Raw genomic sequence first — 18,445 nt, 5'->3', positions numbered from 1 at the left:
CATGCGTATTGAACCAAATATCGCGTGTGGGTGCATCGAGGGGTGCGTGGCTCCGGTCTGCGCTTTCACGCGATGGTGATGCGGCCGGGGCGAAGACGACTGGGTTCGCTCCAGCCGTTTGTGGCGCTCCCGAAGGGTGGGAGCGCATATGGCCAAATCCCAGCCTGCGAGCGGGCATGTCGCCTTCGACGACACTGATGCCCGCGCCGACCAGATGCATCAAGCGATCGATCAGTGGCTCACCGATCTCGCGGACGCCGTCGACGAGGCGCGTGCGAGCGACGAGTTCCAGCAGTGGCTCGCTGTCCAGAGCCGATTTCGTGACTACTCACATCGCAACACGTTGCTCATCACCCTGCAGTGTCCGTCGGCGACGAAGGTGGCGGGGTATCGGACGTGGCAGGAGGACTTCGATCGACACGTCAAGGAAGGCGAATCCGCAATCTGGATCTGGGCGCCGCTCATCTCACAGCAATGTCCCGGGTGTGGCAACAGTCCCTCCTACCATGCAGACAGCGACTGCGAGTACGACGAGACGCCGCCCGACGAGTGGAGTGAGGGCGTCGTTGGGTTCAAGCCCGTTCCAGTGTTCGACGTCTCGCAGACCGACGGGGAGCCCCTCCCCGAACTGGAGACGGCAGCGACGGGCGAGGCGGATGGGCTGTTGAGTGCGTTACTTGCAGCGGCTGATGAGCTCGGTGTGACCGTTGACGTTGTGTCAAATGACGCGTGGCCCCACGGCGACGCAGACGGTATGTGTCGCCACGTCGACGACACGCCCCATATTCAGGTGTTGGAAGCAGCGCCTGCAGCCGTGGTGGGGACGCTGCTGCATGAGTACGCCCACGCCCTGTTGCATGATTCAGTGGATACCCCCGATCGAGAGGCGCGCGAACTCGAAGCGGAGGCGGTCGCGTACGTCGTCGGACGGCATTTCGGCTTAGAGATGGATGGGTCAGCACTGTATCTTGCTGCGTGGAGCGGTGACGACGCAGACAAACTCCTCGAGCGGTGTGAACGCATTCGAGAGACAAGCACGATAGTGATCAACGGGATCACTGAACAGAACGATCCGATTGATCATGGGTAGGCGGTGTTTGGGATCGGCTTTTTATAAAGAGCGAGGAGAATACCCGCAACTTCAGGCGCGGGAGGATGTCAATGTCGGCACACCGACGATGTAGCATGGCAGTGACGACGTACCGAATCGTCTCCGCAGACGAGTCGACCATCCACGACGAGCCCCACATCGAAGGGAGTCGGGTGACGGTTCGACAGCCCCACGCCGTCGTTGAGAAGGCGGGTCAGCGTCCTGATCGAGTTGCAGACCGTCATGGACTCGATGTTGGCGAGGTGTACGAAGCGCTTGCGTACTACCATCGGAACCCCGAAGAGATGCAACGAGTCGAGGCCCGTCACACCCGCGCCGCTACAGAAGCAACACGACAGTCTTCCGTGACGCCGAAGAATGAGGTATCGACGAAATCGCCGACGAGGCGAATCGGTTGTAGCTGGTGAGCGCACCCCCGGAGCGTAGTGTTCTCACTTTTGATCAAGGCGCTGAAGCTGGCTTGTGTCCCGGCTCAAAAGAAACGAGACGCCGTCCTTTGGTGGGGCAAATCGGATCTGGGCTTCTTTAGCCTCAGTGAGTATCCAGCCGTAGGGACCATTGAGCTCCATGAAATCGATCGCACTTTTCACACCCGTTGTTGTGACAAGGAGCCGGGGTCTCCCGTTGTCTTCCATCATGTGTGCTGACTGTACCCCGTCAGCCTCTGCAACGACAGCTGTCGGTGCGGGATCATCATCAGGAACAATCTCGTCGTCGGCGTTCTCCACTGGTACCGGCTCCGCGTACAGTACTCCGTCGATGGTCACCGGGACGAGATCGTGTGTGCGGGCTCGGCGTCGCAGATCGCAGAGCACCCCCGAATAGCGGACTGACACGCTGTCGGACCAAGCAACACACTCGATAACGCCCGATTGCTGGCGAAGATCGTTTGCAACCACCTCAAACCGATCCGTCGACATTTACGATAGACCACGGAGTGCTGATTGTTCAAGTTGTCTCCCAACCGATCGCACAGATCCCACCGCCTTCAGGAGCTGCTCGCTGCGGCTATCGTAGCTCATCGGCTGCAGAGAGTGGTGCAGTTCGTGCGGTTTCTGGCTCGCCGCGATGAGCGCCGGCGAGACAGTTGCCGGCGTGATCCGATGACAACACGATGTCAACTCCGATTCGTCCGTGCCCTCGATCAGGGCCGGACGACCGAGCCGACCGAGCCAGTCGCACAGGTGTACACCCACGCCGACGGGTATCCAGCAGGTGTCCTCGGGCGTCTCCAGCAGCTCAAGCAGTTGTTGGAGGCGACAACCAGTGTGTGCGGGCCAGCGTACGCGGCCGCCCAGTACGTCTTCCTTGAGAAACTCACCTCGCTGCCGCTGTATCTGGATCCAACGCGGGATGCTGATCGACGTGTTGATGCGCAGTCGCCGGCCGATGTCTGTGACCCAAGTCGGATGCAGCATCTCTCGCAGCCGCGGTTTCTACTCGGGCATGGGATCGAAGATCCCCAGGCGGGCATCCACGGCGACGAAGAGTATCTGTATATCGTTGCGATCCCACCGTACGGACTTGAGCAGGTCGAGCCGCCCGCGTGGCAGGTGGCCGTGAGTGAGGCGTGTGGGTTCCCGCGGTGGGACGATCAGCCCGACGGCGCGTTCACCGAGGCAACGTGGCAGTTTGACGGATCGCTCACAGAGGCGGTTGATCGATTCGACGGGTAACTAACATCGACTGCAAGTCACAAGAGCTGTTGGGTCACGGTCCGACCACGGGATTACGTTCGAATCTACAGTCGCGAAGCGAGTGCTTCAGGGCTTGCCTGTCCCCGAGGCGGTTCAGTCTGGTTCACGTTACTATCCTGTTGTAGTTAGTGCGCAAATTTGTTTGGATAATATTCATATATCAGCCGCAATGTATTATTCTCGAAACAGATGGGGGAGAGCCAATTTGAAAGGCAGGTAAAACAGTTCGTTATTGATGAGGCAAAACACGCGATAGAACAAACACAAATTGCCGAGACAGCTGGAGAACACCCCTCCCCATATATGGCTGAAGGCGTGTCTGTTGCTGTAGACGTTGACGGCGACCAAACAGCGGTTGCTCCAGAAGCAGTCTATTTCAACGGTGGCCAACCCGAGTCAGTGAAACCAACTAATGTGAAATTCAACACGACAGATTTGCTCGACGCTGTTGCAACTTCTGCATTATCTGCAGGTGCTGCAGTCGAGTTACCCGTAATTGCTCCTGCAGCGGTACTGGCTGTACTCATCTCAGTTAAACGTGCTACTTCTATCTCCCTCTCAAAACGAGACGCAGTCGTGTTCTACGCAATTCATACAAGTGCACCTGACAGATTTCTCTCTCGATCGAAACTCCAGACAGCGACTACAGCAGTCTGTCGATATCACGATATCGAAATGCCACTATCGGAACCACAACTGGAGGAGTCTGTAGATACGCTGGCACAGATTGGAGCAATCGAAGTAGACTCCTCCAGCGACACGGACCAATACCGAGCTATGGAACAGTGTAGCGTTTCACTATGAACAACCCTTACCGAAGCCAATCCTCCCTCTGGCCCCTAGTCATCTCGGTCGAATCTCCGCAGCCATGTGATATGGTAACATGAAACCCACCATTTATTACGATTCCACTGAGATGTTTACTATCCGATGACTATAGATCACGCTTGGAGGGACAATCTTGAGTTCGTAGATCCTGAACTTGAGCCCTATCTGTTTGATGAGGACCAAGCTTCACGGAGTGTCAAAGTTCTTGTTCGGCCACGTGGTGACCGCTCAGCACTTGCGGCCAGATTAGAAGCTATGAATGTCGAATCTGTAGATACAATCGCTTCACAATCGCTCCGCGCTAAGTTACAAACGACTAAGCTCGAAGATCTCGTTACAAACAATCAGGTTGAGGCTGTCGAACTCGAGCGACCGCTACGGGTGTTTGGTTCGGGAAATTAGCACATGGAGGACGCTCAAACGATCCAGCCGCAAGACAGTCCGAGATTCTTGCAAGTTATTTCCGCGGCCTCCAAGTGACCGACGATCGGCTTGAGAACGAGGGTGAAGGGATACGTATCGGGATTGCCGACTCACTTGCATATCCACCGCACAAAGAGGAGTCAGTAGCAGAATATAGTCGCGACTGGTACTCTGGCGCATCTCGTGATCCGCTGGGCCACGGAACAGAGGTATACGAGCTACTAGAACACTACGTTCCTGGAGCTGATTTTCATTTCTATCGAATTATTGGCGGATACAGCCGTGAAAAGCGGTTGCTCAGTAATCTTGTTGAGGCTATCGATACCGCTGCAAGCCATGGCGTCGATGTATTAACAATCTCAAGTGGTGCTGTGCTATCGTCTCGCCCACATTCTGTTAGTGCCATGGAGACCCGAGATGCGATTGATCGAGGGCTGACGATCGTATCTTCGATTGGAAATTACCTTTCAAATCGGGTTGATTCGATCACATTCCCAGCACAGGTATCACGTGTCATCGGCGTTGGCGGGTACGAACCACTGTGTACAGGAACGCTGACGGAACTCGAAGAACCGTGTGACGGATCGCGGTACGCACCGAGTCCCGTGGCGCTTGCGCCAGGACAAGCGGACAGAAAAGTATACTGTGGATATACGGAGCATACCGAAGGTGACTGCCGCACTTGTATGGCATGTACGCTCTCCGAGCAACACTGGGACGGGAACGTGTCGACAGAGGGAATGCCAAATAAACCGAATGTATACGCCCCAGTAGTGTATCCAGCTGTTGATGATGGACAATTGCGGCGTCGAATCGGTACGAGCTACGCGGCACCGATTGTAACGGCAGTCATTGTCCGGGTCTTGTCAGCCCTTCAGGACATCCGTGATCCACCAGCAAAGGAACTCGTGGAGAAGATCTCAGGAACAGGAAATTCACTCTCTGGTAGGTCGGGTGTCAAGCCCGCAGCAACGGCGTTGTTAACTGCCTTAGACCCGCGTGGGATCGATCCATTTGCCACCCATTGACATCACTCGCTATGAACGGCAAGGGTTCCAATGGTACCGCGCCGTTGCGTTGGGATGTCAAGCTGACTTCTCCGAAACCATCGAGAAAGGAGATACTTCTGGAGGAAACATCAGCCGAACAATCGCACCTTGTGGCTCATCTTCCCTGCATCCGATCCTTCCACCAGCCATACTCGCTGTCCAGTAACGGCCCGCCCCGCTCGCCGCTGCCGTCCTCCGCTTGCTCACGGCTCCCTGCGGTCGTGCGGCTCACTGCGTTCGCCGCGCGACCACTCGGTGGTCTCACGCTGTTCGACCACCCGGTCGCCGTTCGCATCGCGGCGCTTCCTGCTCGCGGGTCGCTGCTCGCGGGTCACTCCGTTCCCCGCTCGCTATCGTGGTCTCCCGTTGGTCGACCACGCAGCGGTCGCGCCGCGCTTCGCTCGCGACCGACCATTCCGGGCTGGCGCAGTCTCGTTCCGTCGTCACTCGACTGCGTTCCGGGCTAAAGTGCATGTGCCCTCGACGCCAGCGCTTCACCCGTTCGGGTCAGCGGACCGCGGCTGCGCCGCCCGCGACGGACGTGGTTGCGTCGCGGCGAACGGGGAATGCGCTGGCCGCTCGCTCCGGGCGGTCTCGCCGCGCGGGGCTGGGTGAGGTCACCGCATGCAGGCGCGCTCTCGCTCGCGCCCGGGAGGGCGCTCGCGAAGGCGCGAGCGAGAGCGCGCAGCTGGGTTTGTCGGTCGTTGTCGTCGGAAAACGGCGATGTAACAGCATCGCGGTGGCGGCGCATGAGCGCCTTCGGATCAGTGGGATCCAATGTCAAGTAACAACGCAAGCGGAACGGTCGTTACGGTCGATGAACAGGCATTCGAGCACGCGGACGAGCAGGCGGTCGATGCAGACGGCTTCGAGGTCGTCGACGAGACGCCCGAATTCGAGGCGACGGTCGAGCAGGAGACGCAGGCGAAGGTGGATGCGAACCACCCGGACGGGATCGCGGACACGAGCGACGACCGGATTCACGGTGTCACCCTCGAACAGGAAGAGCGCATTCGGGCGCGGGAATCCGAACTTGAGCGCATCAGTGCCCAGGCCGAGCTGGGAACGCAGGCGGGTCGCGAGCAGCGGACGCGGGCGACCGTAGCCAAACGGAGCCAGCAGCGGCGCGCCGAGTTTCAGAAGCGGGTGGCCAGCGTGAACCCGTGGGCGGACCCGGAGCGAGACGATCCCCGTGCCGACCTCACTCAAGCGCAGTTGGCGGCGGTGAACAAGCAGTCGAAGCGACTGACCGAGCAGCTGACTGGCTGGTCGCAGGCGGCTATCGGCCGGAAGTTGGGTGAAGCGGTGGCCGGTGGAAAAGATGTGACAAGCGCAGTCGTCGGAGTGTTCGAGGAGCTCGAGACGGCGTCTGGACAGGTGGTTCCCATCGGGAAACTCGAAGACGTCGATCGCAAAGAGGTGAGCATCGAAGGTGAGGTCGAGGTGCTCTGGGATCCTTCCCATCCAAGCATCGCGCAAGTCGGACTCATCGCCGACGACAGTGGCCAAACTCGGGTGACCATCTGGAAGGCCTCAGAGGCACCGTGGATCGCGGAAGGTGACCGCGTTCGTATTCACGGAGCAGCCCGGAACTGGTACGAGGGCCGCGTCTCCCTGGCCGTCACCGGCTGGAGCACCATTCACTTCCCCGAGCGCAACCGGTGGTGGGAGGTATAGCGAGCTAACACAGGCTTCTTTTTTTGCTGGGTGCCGGACCGACCCAAGCCCCACCACCCCACCCTCCGCTCCGTGCTCGCTCCCTGCGGTCGCTGCGCGCGCAGCCACAACCTCGGTACTTTCTCCCCCTGACTCAGTCGGACCGTCACAGCTGGCCGCCGTCGTATTGTTATCCCCCTGAAAGGGTGCGGGGTACAGAAACGTGGCCTCGCGAACGACCAATGGCAATCAGACACAACTCCGAACAGCGCTCGGGTGACGACGTATCGACCGACACCACCTGTCCTGAATGCGGTGGCGCAGTACGAACCAACGCGATCGAAACGGTCTGTGAGGACTGTGGCCTCCTCGTCGACGACCAACAGATCGATCACGGCCCAGAGTGGCGATCCTTCGACGATGACGAGACGACCCCCACTCGAACGGGAAGCCCCCTCACCGTCGCACGCCACGATCGCGGGCTCTCCACCGAGATTGGCCACAAAAAAGATGCACACGGCACTGAGCTCTCTGGCCAAAAGCGGACGCAACTTGCGCGTCTCCGTCGAGAGCAGGCGCGTGGGCGATTCCAATCGAAGGCCGAGCGGAATCTCGCGCATGGACTTACCGAAGTCCGCCGGATCGCGAGCGGACTCGGTGTCGCGGAATCGATCCGGAACCAAGCGTGTCAGCTCTTTCGAAGCGCGCAAAACGACGATCTGCTCCGTGGCAGATCACTCGAATCGATGGCAGCCGCTAGCGTCTTCGGGGCCTGTCGCTGTGCCGGTGCCTCGCGACTTCTCACCGAGGTCGTCGATCTCGCTCGTGTTGACGCCTCTCGGGTCGAAAACGCTTACGGGATACTCAACACCGAACTCAGCCTTCCAGCACCGCCAACAACACCCACGCAGTTCGTTCCCCGGATCGCCGCGGAGCTTGACTGTCCAGACCGTGTTCAACGGTGCGCTCAGACGCTCGCGAAGCAGGCCATGGAGGCCACCGTGACGGTTGGGGTCCATCCCGCGGCGTTCGCGGCCGCTTGCGTGTACCGAGCAGCGCACGAGCACGGCCACTCGATCACACAAGCGACTGTCGCAACGGCGGCGAACGTGACGCCAGCGACGATCAGAGCCCATCGGGAGACACTCAGAGAGCAGGTGGTGTAGAGACACGCCCCGCTATCGATGTGAACAATCGACCTGAGAAGCAGAGAGTAGATATGTAGGCGCTGTTGGTCGTGTTATGTTAAGTATGATTCCACCGGACGGTGTGGGCTTGTAACCTCGTTTCCACGGTTGGTAGGTCGACGTGGCTAAAACAGTTTGAGAACGAAGGTGTTCTTCGTTATACCGCTCAACGGATACGTTCAACACTGTTGTGAAAGCCATGGATCTCAAGGCGGTAGCTGAGGGTTTCTCTGCTGAATCCTCTCTTGAGACCATCGGCGTCACCAATGAGAAACACGGCGTCGGAAACGTCGTGTTTCTCAAGAAATTCGGTGAGAAATACTCGTGCTATTGGGATCGTATACGTCAGAAACAACAGAGAATAGAGGATTCTATTGGTTTGAGGATCGATTGCGGCGTACAGCCAGTACTATTCGTCATTGACCCGCATCGGCTTTTGATCGACAGGAACGCGATCTGGACTCTCGCCGCCTGCTGGCTGTTGGTCAGCCTGTTGTACCCAGTTATGGACTGCAGTTCGACTCAGTGTGACGCCCAAAGTTTCAAGTAGTGTAACTATATACGACAGTGAGAGTCCTACAAGATGGTAGCAACGACCCTTTTCAATAATCTCGCGGGGTGTCCGTTCTCGCTCCACAAACTCCAAGTCTTCCCACACAGGAGAGCCGGTGAGGAAGTCACTTTCGGAGGAGGAATTCGAAAAATCGACCGCCTCGTCCTCAACTTACCACCGCTCACTAAAGGACTGGTCAGATACGGATTGAAAGGTGACGCGGGGGTTTTCAAAGTGATCTATGCCCGAAAACCCCTCCTCAGCGACTATTTAAACGAGATAAACTTAGAGTTAGTGGAGCGAGAAACAGCATCGCAGCTGTTGATGAAGCTCACTATTCAGCTTCATTTGGCTATATTGTCTTTTTCAAATACTGTTTAATTTATTGATATTTTTGGTGTTTATCGGGTTCGATCTACCGTTTATCACTGGATTCACAAGGCCGATCTACAGCCGGAATCAGATTGGATCCCGAATCACGTTGCGGTCAATGAAACTGTGATTCAGCGTGATGATGAACACTATTGGTTGTACGCCGCCGTCGATCTCGACTCGAACGATTTACGACATACAAAGCTTGAACCAACAAGATCGAACGTGATCGCAGATCCGTTTTTCCCGGAACTCCGCGAAAAACACGCTGTGGATGACGCGGTCTTTCTCGTTGATGGCGCGGTTCCACTTCAACGAGCATGTCGTAAGCATGATCTCGATTTTAGATACGAACGACATGGAAATCGGAACAGTGTAGAACGTGTCTTTCGTAAGGTAAAACACAGAACTACCTGTTTCTCAAACTGTTTCAGCAACACACTTGCAGAAACTGCTAACGAGCGGCTGAGATTGTTCGCTTTCGCATGGAATCAGCGTATCTGAACACCGCCCACTAAACCGGGGACAGGCTTATGTATTGACTGACTAAAACCTTGCATAGGCAGTTCATGAGTCAACACGAAATCCAGTCTCAGGTCGCTGAGGCGGCGATGCAAAACTGGGACATGACCCTCGGCGATCTGAATAAAATTTCCGTGGAATACGAGAACGATGGATGGGAGACGGTTGTTCTTCACCCGGGCGAAGTACAAGTTGTTTCGAAAGATGAGGACCTGCCTGGTCTTGATGTACTTATTCCAGATGACGAGTACCGCGAACTGGAAGCCACACTTGAATCGGGAGTCTCGTTCGATAGCTACGAGGTGTACAAGGACTTGTTAGACGGTGTTGTCCATCTAATCGTTGTATTAGAGGATGCGTCTGCCAACACGGTGCTAATGTATCCTGCCTACTATGGGCCCGAGGATTCGAGGTTAATCACCAACGGGTGTAGAGAAAATGGCCTCCGAACCTATTTACGCCGACTTAACGGGGAGTTCGTGGAACTTACGCACACTGATCCCGAACTGTTTGCCCCGCCGACGAAGTGATCGCTGACCCTACATCATCCACCGGAGAGCGTGTCGTCAGCAGATTCTCTCCAGAAAATATTGATCTGGACCTAATTGTGAAGATGACACGCTACGATTTGATTCGATTCGTCCAACAGCTGTAGCTCTGGATCGTCGCGCTCACAGACGCTTGTGAATGTTTCCTCGAGTTTTGTCGCGGCGGCGTCCTCTTCCCCCGATAGATACTGTTCAAGGGCATCGTATACAATGGCCCGTGTTTCCTGCCCCGGTGGCTCCGAAAAGAATTTCTTGATCACCGCATCTACGTCAGCATCTCTGTTATTCGGATTCCTCTCCTCGAACAGTTCGCTGGCTTCCAGTTCCGAGGCTCGGATGCGGTCCCGAAGTGTCATGATTTCCCTGAAGGTTCTCTGTTGGACATCGAGATCATTAGGGGGGATAATCTCGGGACATCGCGTCCGGAAGCTACAGCCGGAGGGGGGATTTCGTGGCGATGGCACATCGCCTTTGATCGGATTCATCTGTCGATGCTGTTCCGCTGTTCGTGCTCTCGGAACGCTATCAAGCAGAGCCCGTGTATAGGGGTGTTCTGGATCGGTGAAAAGCTCTTCAGTGGGCCCTTGTTCAACGATTTGTCCGAGATACATTACGGCGACGGTGTCTGAGATGTGTTTCACAACAGAAAGGTCGTGGGCGATAAGCAGATAGGTGAGGTCAAGTTCTTCTTGTAAGTCAGCGAGGAGGTTGAGAATCTGCGCTTGGACGCTTACGTCGAGTGCCGAGACGGGTTCATCGAGGACGATAAACTTCGGCTTGAGCGAGAGCGCACGCGCGATCCCAATACGCTGGCGCTGCCCACCTGAGAACTCGTGTGGGTAGCGGTCGACGTGATCGACCGACAGCCCGACCTGTTCGAGCAACTCCTCAACGCGCTCATGGCGTTCCGTTCTGGTGCCCGTATCGTGGATAATCATCGGCTCCTGAATGATCTCACGCACGGTCATTCGCGGGTCGAGACTGGAGAATGGGTCTTGAAACACAATCCCAGTCTGTCGCCGGAAATCCGTGAGGTCTGACTGGTCGAAGATATTCTCACCCTCGAAGCGGACATGTCCCTCAGTTGCGTCTATAAGTCCGAGCAACGTTTCGCCGGTTGTCGACTTCCCGCAGCCTGATTCTCCGACGAGCCCTAACGTCTCACCCTGTCTTATCTCGAACGAAACTCCGTCGACTGCGCGTACACTTGCCGACTCACGGCGGAGAATCCAGTCTATAAGCGTATCCTCATCTGCGTAGTACTTTTTAAGTCCCTCAACCTCAACCAGTGGATCACTCATTGACATCACCACCGGAGGCCGGAACCTTCTCGTCATCGGTACTGCGCTCATTAGCTAAGTAACACTGTACCGTGTGTTCACCTTCGAGATCGTACTCTGGTGGGTGTTCGTGGCAAATATCCATTGCGGCCGGGCAGCGATCGACGAAGTAACAACGGTCTCCCATTTCCGAGTCGATCAGACTAGGGACGTTTCCCTCGATCGGTTGAAGCCGCGAGTTGATTTCGTCGAGGTTCGGCACGCTCCCGAGCAGCCCCTTCGTGTATGGATGAACCGTCTCGTCGAACACCTCCGGGAGTGTTCCTCGTTCGACGATTTCGCCAGCATACATCACGCCGAGTCGGTCACACATATGGGCGATAAGCCCGAGATTGTGAGTAATCATCATGATGCTCAAATCCGTCTCCCTCTGGAGTTCCTCTAGGAGTTCGATTATCTGTGCCTGAATAGTCACGTCAAGGGAAGTCGTCGGCTCGTCGGCAATAAGCAGGTCGGGCTCGCCCGCGAGCGCCTGAGCAATCATCGCCCTCTGGAGCATCCCACCGGAAAACTGGTGTGGGTATTCCTGTGCACGCTCAGCCGGGTCCGGGATTCCGACCTGATCGAGTAGTTCGACAGCTCGTTCCCGACTTTCCGGCTGGATGTAATCATTCCGAGGGAGGAACAGGCTCGTAAAGTAGTCCTTCATCCCGTAGCGATTAGTTTTAGATGTGGTCGTCATCGGGTTTGCCCGTGCTCGTCGCTGGGCTTCAACTCCCTCGGCGATCTGCGTCCCAACTGTAAGCGACGGGTTCATCGACGCCATTGGATCTTGGAAAATCATGCTGAACGATTTACCGCGTAGCGATTGTCTGGTTTCTGGCGACAGCGACGTGAGTTCGACAAAGTCATCGTCCACAGCGCTTGGTCGCTGCGACCGGATTGCGTCGGCGATCTCGGCATTCCGGTACCAGATTTCACCATTCGTGATTTGTCCTGGCGATCCGATGAGATCGATTATGGATAATCCTAGAACGCTTTTACCGCTCCCGGATTCGCCGACGATCCCATAGAGTTCGCCCTCCCGTATAGTGAGAGAGACATCCTCAACGGCATTTACCTGACCCTCCTGTGTAAAGAATCGCGTCGAGAGTCCGTTAACTCGGATGAGATCTCTCGTCATTAGTGACCCCCCCGGGCACCATCATTCATCTCTGGATCGAGGGCATCGCGTAACCAGTCTCCAATGAGGTTTATACTGATGACCGCAAGTACGATTGCAATCCCGGGACCCATAGCGATCCACCATGCGGTGGCCAAATATTGACGCCCTTGGGCGATGTCGAAGCCCCAAGACAATGTCGTCCCCGAGAACCCGAGGAACGACAGCGCACTCTCGAGCAGTACGACAGCGGCGACTTGAAGCGTCGCCAATACGAGTATTGGCGTTGTGCTGTTCGGGAGGATATGCTTTCGGATAATGAACAAATCCCCAGCGCCGGCCTCGCAAGAGGCTTTCACGTACTCTTGCGTCCGAATCGTGAGTGCCTCTCCCCGGGCAACTCGGGCAAACCAGACCCAGTTCACCAGTCCGGCGACGAGGATAACAGTTCCTGGTACTGTGAACGTAGCCGGCATCCCGTCGGCGAATCCGAGCACGACGAACGGGTCAGGGACGTTGATCGGTGCTGCACCCCAAATCCCAACCAACGCAATCGCAAGCACTAACGATGGGAATGCAAGCATCACGTCCGCCGAGCGCATCAGCGTATCGTCAAGCCAGTTCCGATAGTACCCAGCGATCAGGCCGACTGTCACTCCAAACAGAGCGGCAATTCCTGTTCCCATGAGGGCCACAATCATCGACGTTCGTGCACCGTAAATAGCCCGCGACAGCATATCTCGGCCGAGCGAATCAGTACCGAGCGGGTGCGCCATTGATGCGTTTACTTCTTCCATCTCGGTTTCGAGTTCTATCTCTCCATCAACCATCTCTTGTGTTGTCGTGTTATCGGTCGAACTGAACCCGACTGGTGGTAGGCTCGACTGCTGAAGGTCCTGTGTAGTCGGATCATACGGCGCCAGAAACGGCGCAAAAATCGCGGTAAATACGATTCCTAACAGGATGATTACTCCCAGTTGGGCCAGTCTATTCCGCCTGAATTCAGTTTTGAGATTGTCGAGTGTGCGTGGTGAAATCATTCTGCAGCCTCTGACAAGTTTAGTACTCCCCTATTCATTGTCTATCTCCGGGTTGAGAGACGCGTACAGTGCGTCAACAACGATGTTCACAATAACGAATCCAGCTCCGATAACAATCAAGCTCCCCTGAATCACAGGCCAGTCACGCGCGTTCACGGCATTGATAATAAGAGTCCCGAGCCCCGGCCATGAGAATACCGCCTCGGTAATGACGGCTCCACCGATAACCGTACCAAGTTGGAGGCCGAGAACGGTGATAACTGGGATGAGTGCGTTTCGCAGCGCGTGGCGGTACTGGACGAGGACTTCGGGGATACCTTTTGCACGAACGGCGTCGATATAGATTTTCCCCAACTCGTCCAGCATCTCGCTCCGTGTAAGCCGGGTAATAAGGGCTGTAAAGTATGTTCCCAAAGTGATTGCAGGTAATGTTATATGATGAACCCATTGCAGTAATGGATTCACATTCAGTTCGAAGAGAAGGCTAGCCATCGCAACATTGAGCCCCACTGGTCGACGACTCGTGGGGAAGATACTGAGTTGGACCGCGAAAATCAACACCAGCATTATCCCCAGCCAGAAGTTTGGCGTGCTGATCCCCAACAGCGAGAACAGCGTTGCACCGTGGTCGGCAGGCGTGTGTCGTCGAGTAGCGGAGAGGACACCGAGTGGGATAGAAAGGACAATCGCAACGATCGTCCCAGCGAACGCTAATTCGAGGGTAGCAGGTAACCGCGCGAAGATGCGCGTCCTCGCTTCTGTATTACTGATGTACGAGTATCCCATATCACCCTGCAGTAGGTTTACAAGATAATCGAAATACTGGATGTATAACGGCTTATGAAGCCCAAGTTCGTCGGCGAGCGCTTGCCGAATTTCGGGCGTCGCATCGATCGGTGCCACGACGCTTATTACGTCTCCCGGAGCGATGAATCGCAAGAGAAACGCAACCGTAACGACGCCCCAGACGACGAAAAGCCCATGTATCGACCGTTTAAGGAGGAAGCGTGCCAGGTTCATCCTACGTATCGTTTGTGATTGTTCCGACTCAGGGCCTTGATTCGGTCTTGGGCAGGTGGATCCGATAATTTCCGTCCAGTCGGCCGAGGTGACTGAGATACATGCGGGTGTCCACTTACCTGAGCGACTCTGTGATTGCGGTCATGTGTCATGTGCTCATTTACTGTGTCAGTGAGCGGTGTGACGTCAAGTGGGTATTATTCAACGCTGAACGTGTAAGGGTCAATGTGATCGTCACCCCGAGCTGTCCACTCAAATCGGTCGGAAGTCCCATACAGGTTCGCCTGCTGGTGGAGGAAGATCCACGGAGCGAGATCGTGAAACTCCTGATTAAGTTCTTGGAGCAGTTCTTCCCGCCTATCTATATCTGACTCCGACTGCGCTTCCTCGAATAGCGCCTGCGTCTCCTCGTCCTCCCACGAGGTACTGCTACCACCTTCTGTGAGGAGCGGCTCGATCACGTAGGCCGCGTCAGCGATCGCATTTGCGTATCCCAACATGTAGCAAGCCGGTCCCGTATCTAGATTCGGGCTCAGTTCACTAAATAACGAATTGGTATCACGCTGTTCAACACTCGCCGAAACATTCGGCAGTTCGTCGATCTGGCTCGCAACTGCTTGTGCAACCTCGACATCTCTTAGGTAGCGACCGGTCGGCGTATGTAACGTGATCTCGACGCCTGCGTAGCCACTTTCCTCGACCAACTCCTCCGCGCGATCGTAGTCCTGAGGATAGGTGTCGACATCCGGGTTGTAGCCGAATACGCCCTCTTGCGTCGGTTGATTCGACGGTGCCCCGAACCCATCGAGAACGTTTTCGATGATCGATTCGTTATCCACCGCCAAGTTCATCGCCCGACGGAATTCGACCGAGTCGAATGGTTCCCGGGTTTTGACCATGGCGAAGAACGGCATCCGAAGTGCGGCGACGGCGTCGACGCTCGTTCCTTCGTTCTCTTCGACACGGGAGACATCGTCTGGCGGGATGTTGACCGTAAGGTCGGATTCGCCGGCCAATAGTTGGTTCACACGCGTACTCGCTTCAGAGGCACCTCGGTACTCAAGCGATTCGATATCCGCGGGCCCCTCACGATACTCCTCAAACCGTTCGTAGCGGACATACTCATCCTGCTCGAACTCCACAAGTTTGAACGGCCCGGTACCATTCATTTCCATCGCAATGTCGGCTTGGTCACGCTCCTCTACCCAAGACTTCTTCATAATCTGTCCGTTGTGGCTCCCGAGCGTCTGAAATACGATTGGATTGAGACTTTCAGAAATAACGTCGATAGCGAACTCGTCGTCGATAGGTTCAGCTTCCTGAATTGGCTCAAAGTTCTGCGGGCTTACGAGATCGCCAACCTCTTCGAGCAGAATCCGATTTAAACTGAATGCTGCGTCTTCAGGAGTTAGCGTGGAACCGTCATGGAACGGAACGTCCTCACGGAGCGTCAGGCGAACACGCCCTTCCTCTATTCGTTCCCACTCCTCTACGAGTTCACCATAGAGCTGGCCGTCCTCGTCGCGGAATAGCAGGTTTTCGTAAGCGGCCAGGACGACGTTGCTGGTGTACGTCTGAGTGTGGTTTTGCGGATCCAACTGCTCAGGTGCAGGACCTTGGATGACAGTGACAGTGTCGTCTTCCGACATTCCTTCAGAATCTTCTCTATCGTCCTCGGCTTCGGTCTGGCCATCGTCACTCGTACAGCCAGCTATTGCAACGGTCGCGACCGCGCTACCAGCTGACTGTAGCGCAGTCCGTCTGCTAATCTTAGGCATGCATACTTCAGGTATATCTATTCATATATAAAATTATGCCATCACCACAACGATTGTGAGTATTCTGAGAAATATTTCAATGCAATCGATCGGTGATTCGACGATATTTACTTCAGTTCTCCTCATTCATGTTGATTGTTCTAATTTATACTACAAACAGGTCCATACTAGAAGACTCGATCAGAAACATCCAGTTCACCTACTTCACAAAGCCGGTTCGTTGGACCATCTGATTGCTCCAGGTGGTGGCAACCCAGTTAGCGACGCGTCGAGACAGGCGTCACCTCTGGTAGTGGCCCTCCAAAGAGATGGCCGAGGGTTCGGAGAGGTACATGCACAATCCTCACGGGATCATCTCAGGGGACCGGCTTCCTGACACTCAATTCCAGCGGTGACCACTCATCAGGAACGTTTCTCTGTGAGTGGGGAAGAACAGAACACACGCGAAGAGAACGCCAGCGTCGCGACAGGGATCGTCTCTGGGACCGTTGGGAACGTTTCGAGCTGAGTGGAAATCGTCAGTGAGGCAAACCACACGGGGTGACATCGATGCAAAATCGCAGCGATGCGCTGACCGCGGCCAGCGAGTTCTCCCGAGCGGTTTAGAACCGTGTTTCGTGCCAAGCGTTCGGGCTTCCATCCAACCGGTCCATCACTCCCGCCCGTTCGAACGTCTCCGACGTAACACGGTCCGCCTCCGACAAGATCGACTCAACGTCGACGCTATCGAATTTACTTTCACGCACCAGCACGTTTCCATCGACCATGACGAAATCGGTGTCAGCCCCAGACGCGTAGTGGGCGATCCGATGAGAGAGTGCGGTTCGTGGGCGGAGTTTAGCGCTCTCGAGAGAGATCCCGATAACGTCCGCCTTCTTTCCGGGTTCAAGAGAGCCGATCTCGTCGGCCATCCCGAGGGCCTTCGCGGCGTCAATCGTCATCATCTCGATAATCTTCCCGTATGGCAGCAGCGACGTGTCGTTACAGTGTGCCCGTTGGAGCTGTGCGGCGATCCGGCCCTGAGAGAGCAGATCGAATGAGCGGTCAGGCGCAGCCCCATCAGTCGATACAGCCACGTTGACTCCCGCATCTAGCGCCTCCACCAATGGGAACCGGGCCCTGGCGTACGCATGTGTTAGCGGGCCGTGAGATGCGCTGACGCCATGCTCAGCCATGAGCTCCAGTTCTTCGGAAGTCAGGGCTGAACAGTGAGCCAGCGAAAGGTCCGGGCTCAACACCTCAGGTACGGCTTCAGCAGCGGCTTTGACTTGTCCGCCGAACGCGTGGGTGTGTATCTTCGTCCCCTTCGCATCGGCGAGCTCTACCACTTGCTCCAACTGTCTGACCGACATCTCGCTTGGCTCTCCGTCACAGAACACGAACGAATCACCGACGAGCCCCGCCGGCTTTCGCTCGCCGTCCTCGACGAACTCCGGAACGAGCCCTGATGGTCCGACGTACACAGAGAGTCGACCGTTCTCCGCGCCGTCGAGTTCGTCGATTACGGTCGCTGTGGTCGCGATTGCGTCGTCGAGATCAGCGCTCTGCTCCGTCCCAGTCGCCCCGTCTGTATACGACTTTGGGTACGGTGGGTTCGGAGGACCTACGTTCACGATGTGACGAAGCCCCAGATCAGCGTAGCCAGTCGAGGCCGCGATTGAGTACTTCGGATCGTCGACCCGCGGGGAGGAACCTGGGAACGAGAGGGACGTTGTCACACCCATCTCAAGATGTTCAAGCGCTGCAAGGTAACTCTCGGCCTGCCAAAACTCCTCTGTCGAGCTGTGGAAGTAGACATCTTGGACGGCGTTCATCCATCCTCCCTCGGACCCCACGCCGAGGCCCTTCGTAAGCGCGTGGCCCGCGTGCCCGTGACTATCAATGAGCCCCGGAAGCAGGACGCTATCTGACGCGTCAATCTCGATATCGGGTTCGTATTCGGCCTCGATTCGGGCGGGCTTGTCGACCGAAACGATCCGATCCCCTTCCACGACGATTGTTCCGGGGTCAAGTATTCGACGGTCGTTGTCAACGGTTATTACTGCGCCGCCACGAATGACGACTGTGTCAGTGTTCCCTTGCATTGGTTTCCTTCATTCGTGCCTTTGCCAAGCAGTGTCAAATACTTACTGCTCCTCGAAGCGTAATCGTTGGTACCGACCCCCGTAGGCTGACTCCCCATCCAAGGTTCCGAGTCGCGTCCCTCATTCATCCGGCAG

The 18,445-nt window shown here is 56.1% G+C and carries 16 protein-coding genes and 2 pseudogenes; 10 read left to right on the top strand and 8 right to left on the bottom strand.

The genetic code is table 11. The annotated features are described in order from the left end of the window. Positions 1-148 precede the first annotated feature (148 nt). Both ACFQEY_RS03850 and ACFQEY_RS03845 read left to right on the top strand, forming a co-directional pair. Positions 149-1,090, top strand: coding sequence for a M78 family metallopeptidase domain-containing protein (locus ACFQEY_RS03850; protein WP_379764950.1), 942 nt, complete (start codon positions 149-151; stop codon positions 1,088-1,090). Positions 1,091-1,185: 95 nt separating this feature from the next. After that, entirely contained in the window at positions 1,186-1,518 is a 333-nt protein-coding gene (locus tag ACFQEY_RS03845; protein WP_379764948.1) for a DUF433 domain-containing protein, read from the top strand. Positions 1,519-1,542: 24 nt separating this feature from the next. Here ACFQEY_RS03845 and ACFQEY_RS03840 read toward each other — a convergent pair whose 3' ends face one another. Further along, positions 1,543-2,031, bottom strand: a complete 489-nt coding sequence (locus ACFQEY_RS03840; RefSeq protein ID WP_379764946.1) for a hypothetical protein — start codon at positions 2,029-2,031, stop codon at positions 1,543-1,545. 183 nt (positions 2,032-2,214) lie between these two features. Here ACFQEY_RS03840 and ACFQEY_RS03835 point away from each other — a divergent pair, with 183 nt between their 5' ends. The 6 genes from ACFQEY_RS03835 to ACFQEY_RS03815 all read left to right on the top strand — a co-directional run bounded on the left by ACFQEY_RS03835 (position 2,215) and on the right by ACFQEY_RS03815 (position 7,930). Continuing rightward, positions 2,215-2,787, top strand: coding sequence for a hypothetical protein (locus ACFQEY_RS03835; protein WP_379764944.1), 573 nt, complete (start codon positions 2,215-2,217; stop codon positions 2,785-2,787). Positions 2,788-2,997: 210 nt separating this feature from the next. Beyond that, a complete protein-coding gene (locus ACFQEY_RS03830) occupies positions 2,998-3,612 on the top strand; it encodes a hypothetical protein (protein ID WP_379764942.1) in 615 nt (204 codons plus the stop codon). 126 nt (positions 3,613-3,738) lie between these two features. Then, positions 3,739-4,038: a hypothetical protein gene (locus ACFQEY_RS18740; protein WP_465261627.1), complete on the top strand. Its 300-nt coding sequence runs from the start codon at positions 3,739-3,741 to the stop codon at positions 4,036-4,038. A 74-nt stretch (positions 4,039-4,112) separates the two neighbouring features. Next, the gene (locus ACFQEY_RS03825; protein WP_379764940.1) at positions 4,113-5,087 is read left to right on the top strand and encodes a S8 family serine peptidase; all 975 of its coding nucleotides are present in this window, start codon (positions 4,113-4,115) and stop codon (positions 5,085-5,087) included. A 798-nt stretch (positions 5,088-5,885) separates the two neighbouring features. After that, positions 5,886-6,785, top strand: coding sequence for an SOSS complex subunit B family protein (locus ACFQEY_RS03820; protein WP_379764938.1), 900 nt, complete (start codon positions 5,886-5,888; stop codon positions 6,783-6,785). A 221-nt stretch (positions 6,786-7,006) separates the two neighbouring features. Then, complete coding sequence (locus ACFQEY_RS03815; RefSeq protein WP_379764936.1) at positions 7,007-7,930, top strand: transcription initiation factor IIB; 924 nt, start codon at positions 7,007-7,009, stop codon at positions 7,928-7,930. 79 nt (positions 7,931-8,009) lie between these two features. Here the strand turns inward: ACFQEY_RS03815 and ACFQEY_RS03810 are convergent. Next, positions 8,010-8,609: pseudogene (locus ACFQEY_RS03810) on the bottom strand (IS6 family transposase). Between the two features lie 136 nt (positions 8,610-8,745). Here ACFQEY_RS03810 and ACFQEY_RS03805 point away from each other — a divergent pair. Together ACFQEY_RS03805 and ACFQEY_RS03800 are read left to right on the top strand one after the other, a co-directional pair. Further along, a pseudogene (locus ACFQEY_RS03805) lies at positions 8,746-9,380 on the top strand (IS6 family transposase). Positions 9,381-9,445: 65 nt separating this feature from the next. Beyond that, positions 9,446-9,928: a DUF7529 family protein gene (locus ACFQEY_RS03800; RefSeq protein WP_379764934.1), complete on the top strand. Its 483-nt coding sequence runs from the start codon at positions 9,446-9,448 to the stop codon at positions 9,926-9,928. A 71-nt stretch (positions 9,929-9,999) separates the two neighbouring features. On the opposite strand, the gene ACFQEY_RS03795 is transcribed toward ACFQEY_RS03800, so the two are convergent. The 6 genes from ACFQEY_RS03795 to ACFQEY_RS03770 form a co-directional block, all read right to left on the bottom strand. Then, positions 10,000-11,247: an ABC transporter ATP-binding protein gene (locus ACFQEY_RS03795; protein ID WP_379764932.1), complete on the bottom strand. Its 1,248-nt coding sequence runs from the start codon at positions 11,245-11,247 to the stop codon at positions 10,000-10,002. Further along, positions 11,240-12,409 (bottom strand): ABC transporter ATP-binding protein, encoded by a 1,170-nt coding sequence (locus ACFQEY_RS03790; protein WP_379764930.1) that lies wholly within the window; start codon positions 12,407-12,409, stop codon positions 11,240-11,242. The genes ACFQEY_RS03795 and ACFQEY_RS03790 overlap by 8 nt, the downstream gene beginning before the upstream one ends. Beyond that, positions 12,409-13,428 carry an ABC transporter permease gene (locus ACFQEY_RS03785; protein WP_379764928.1) on the bottom strand — a complete coding sequence of 340 codons (1,020 nt, stop codon included), beginning with the start codon at positions 13,426-13,428 and terminating at the stop codon, positions 12,409-12,411. The genes ACFQEY_RS03790 and ACFQEY_RS03785 overlap by 1 nt, the downstream gene beginning before the upstream one ends. Before the next feature lie 30 nt (positions 13,429-13,458). Further along, positions 13,459-14,448, bottom strand: coding sequence for an ABC transporter permease (locus ACFQEY_RS03780; protein WP_379764926.1), 990 nt, complete (start codon positions 14,446-14,448; stop codon positions 13,459-13,461). Positions 14,449-14,645: 197 nt separating this feature from the next. Then, entirely contained in the window at positions 14,646-16,226 is a 1,581-nt protein-coding gene (locus ACFQEY_RS03775) for an ABC transporter substrate-binding protein (RefSeq protein WP_379764924.1), read from the bottom strand. A 602-nt stretch (positions 16,227-16,828) separates the two neighbouring features. Next, positions 16,829-18,310: an amidohydrolase family protein gene (locus ACFQEY_RS03770; protein ID WP_379764922.1), complete on the bottom strand. Its 1,482-nt coding sequence runs from the start codon at positions 18,308-18,310 to the stop codon at positions 16,829-16,831. Positions 18,311-18,445 lie beyond the last annotated feature (135 nt).

The sequence above is a fragment of the Halorubrum trueperi genome, from assembly GCF_042662525.1.
Classification (GTDB): Archaea; Halobacteriota; Halobacteria; order Halobacteriales; family Haloferacaceae; genus Halorubrum; species Halorubrum trueperi.
The sequence above is the reverse complement of the archived record's forward strand: the minus strand, read 5'-3'. Positions and strand labels throughout refer to the sequence as shown.

Excerpts from the sequence above, each read along its gene's own strand:
- ACFQEY_RS03795 (WP_379764932.1), bottom strand. The coding sequence starts at position 11,247 with ATGAGTGATCCACTGGTTGAGGTTGAGGGACTTAAAAAGTACTACGCA.
- ACFQEY_RS03770 (WP_379764922.1), bottom strand. The coding sequence starts at position 18,310 with ATGCAAGGGAACACTGACACAGTCGTCATTCGTGGCGGCGCAGTAATA.
- ACFQEY_RS03830 (WP_379764942.1), top strand. The coding sequence starts at position 2,998 with ATGGGGGAGAGCCAATTTGAAAGGCAGGTAAAACAGTTCGTTATTGAT.
- ACFQEY_RS03815 (WP_379764936.1), top strand. The coding sequence starts at position 7,007 with ATGGCAATCAGACACAACTCCGAACAGCGCTCGGGTGACGACGTATCG.
- ACFQEY_RS03835 (WP_379764944.1), top strand. The coding sequence starts at position 2,215 with ATGACAACACGATGTCAACTCCGATTCGTCCGTGCCCTCGATCAGGGC.
- ACFQEY_RS03785 (WP_379764928.1), bottom strand. The coding sequence starts at position 13,428 with ATGATTTCACCACGCACACTCGACAATCTCAAAACTGAATTCAGGCGG.
- ACFQEY_RS03850 (WP_379764950.1), top strand. The coding sequence starts at position 149 with ATGGCCAAATCCCAGCCTGCGAGCGGGCATGTCGCCTTCGACGACACT.
- ACFQEY_RS18740 (WP_465261627.1), top strand. The coding sequence starts at position 3,739 with ATGACTATAGATCACGCTTGGAGGGACAATCTTGAGTTCGTAGATCCT.
- ACFQEY_RS03780 (WP_379764926.1), bottom strand. The coding sequence starts at position 14,448 with ATGAACCTGGCACGCTTCCTCCTTAAACGGTCGATACATGGGCTTTTC.
- ACFQEY_RS03800 (WP_379764934.1), top strand. The coding sequence starts at position 9,446 with ATGAGTCAACACGAAATCCAGTCTCAGGTCGCTGAGGCGGCGATGCAA.
- ACFQEY_RS03840 (WP_379764946.1), bottom strand. The coding sequence starts at position 2,031 with ATGTCGACGGATCGGTTTGAGGTGGTTGCAAACGATCTTCGCCAGCAA.
- ACFQEY_RS03820 (WP_379764938.1), top strand. The coding sequence starts at position 5,886 with ATGTCAAGTAACAACGCAAGCGGAACGGTCGTTACGGTCGATGAACAG.
- ACFQEY_RS03845 (WP_379764948.1), top strand. The coding sequence starts at position 1,186 with ATGGCAGTGACGACGTACCGAATCGTCTCCGCAGACGAGTCGACCATC.
- ACFQEY_RS03790 (WP_379764930.1), bottom strand. The coding sequence starts at position 12,409 with ATGACGAGAGATCTCATCCGAGTTAACGGACTCTCGACGCGATTCTTT.
- ACFQEY_RS03775 (WP_379764924.1), bottom strand. The coding sequence starts at position 16,226 with ATGCCTAAGATTAGCAGACGGACTGCGCTACAGTCAGCTGGTAGCGCG.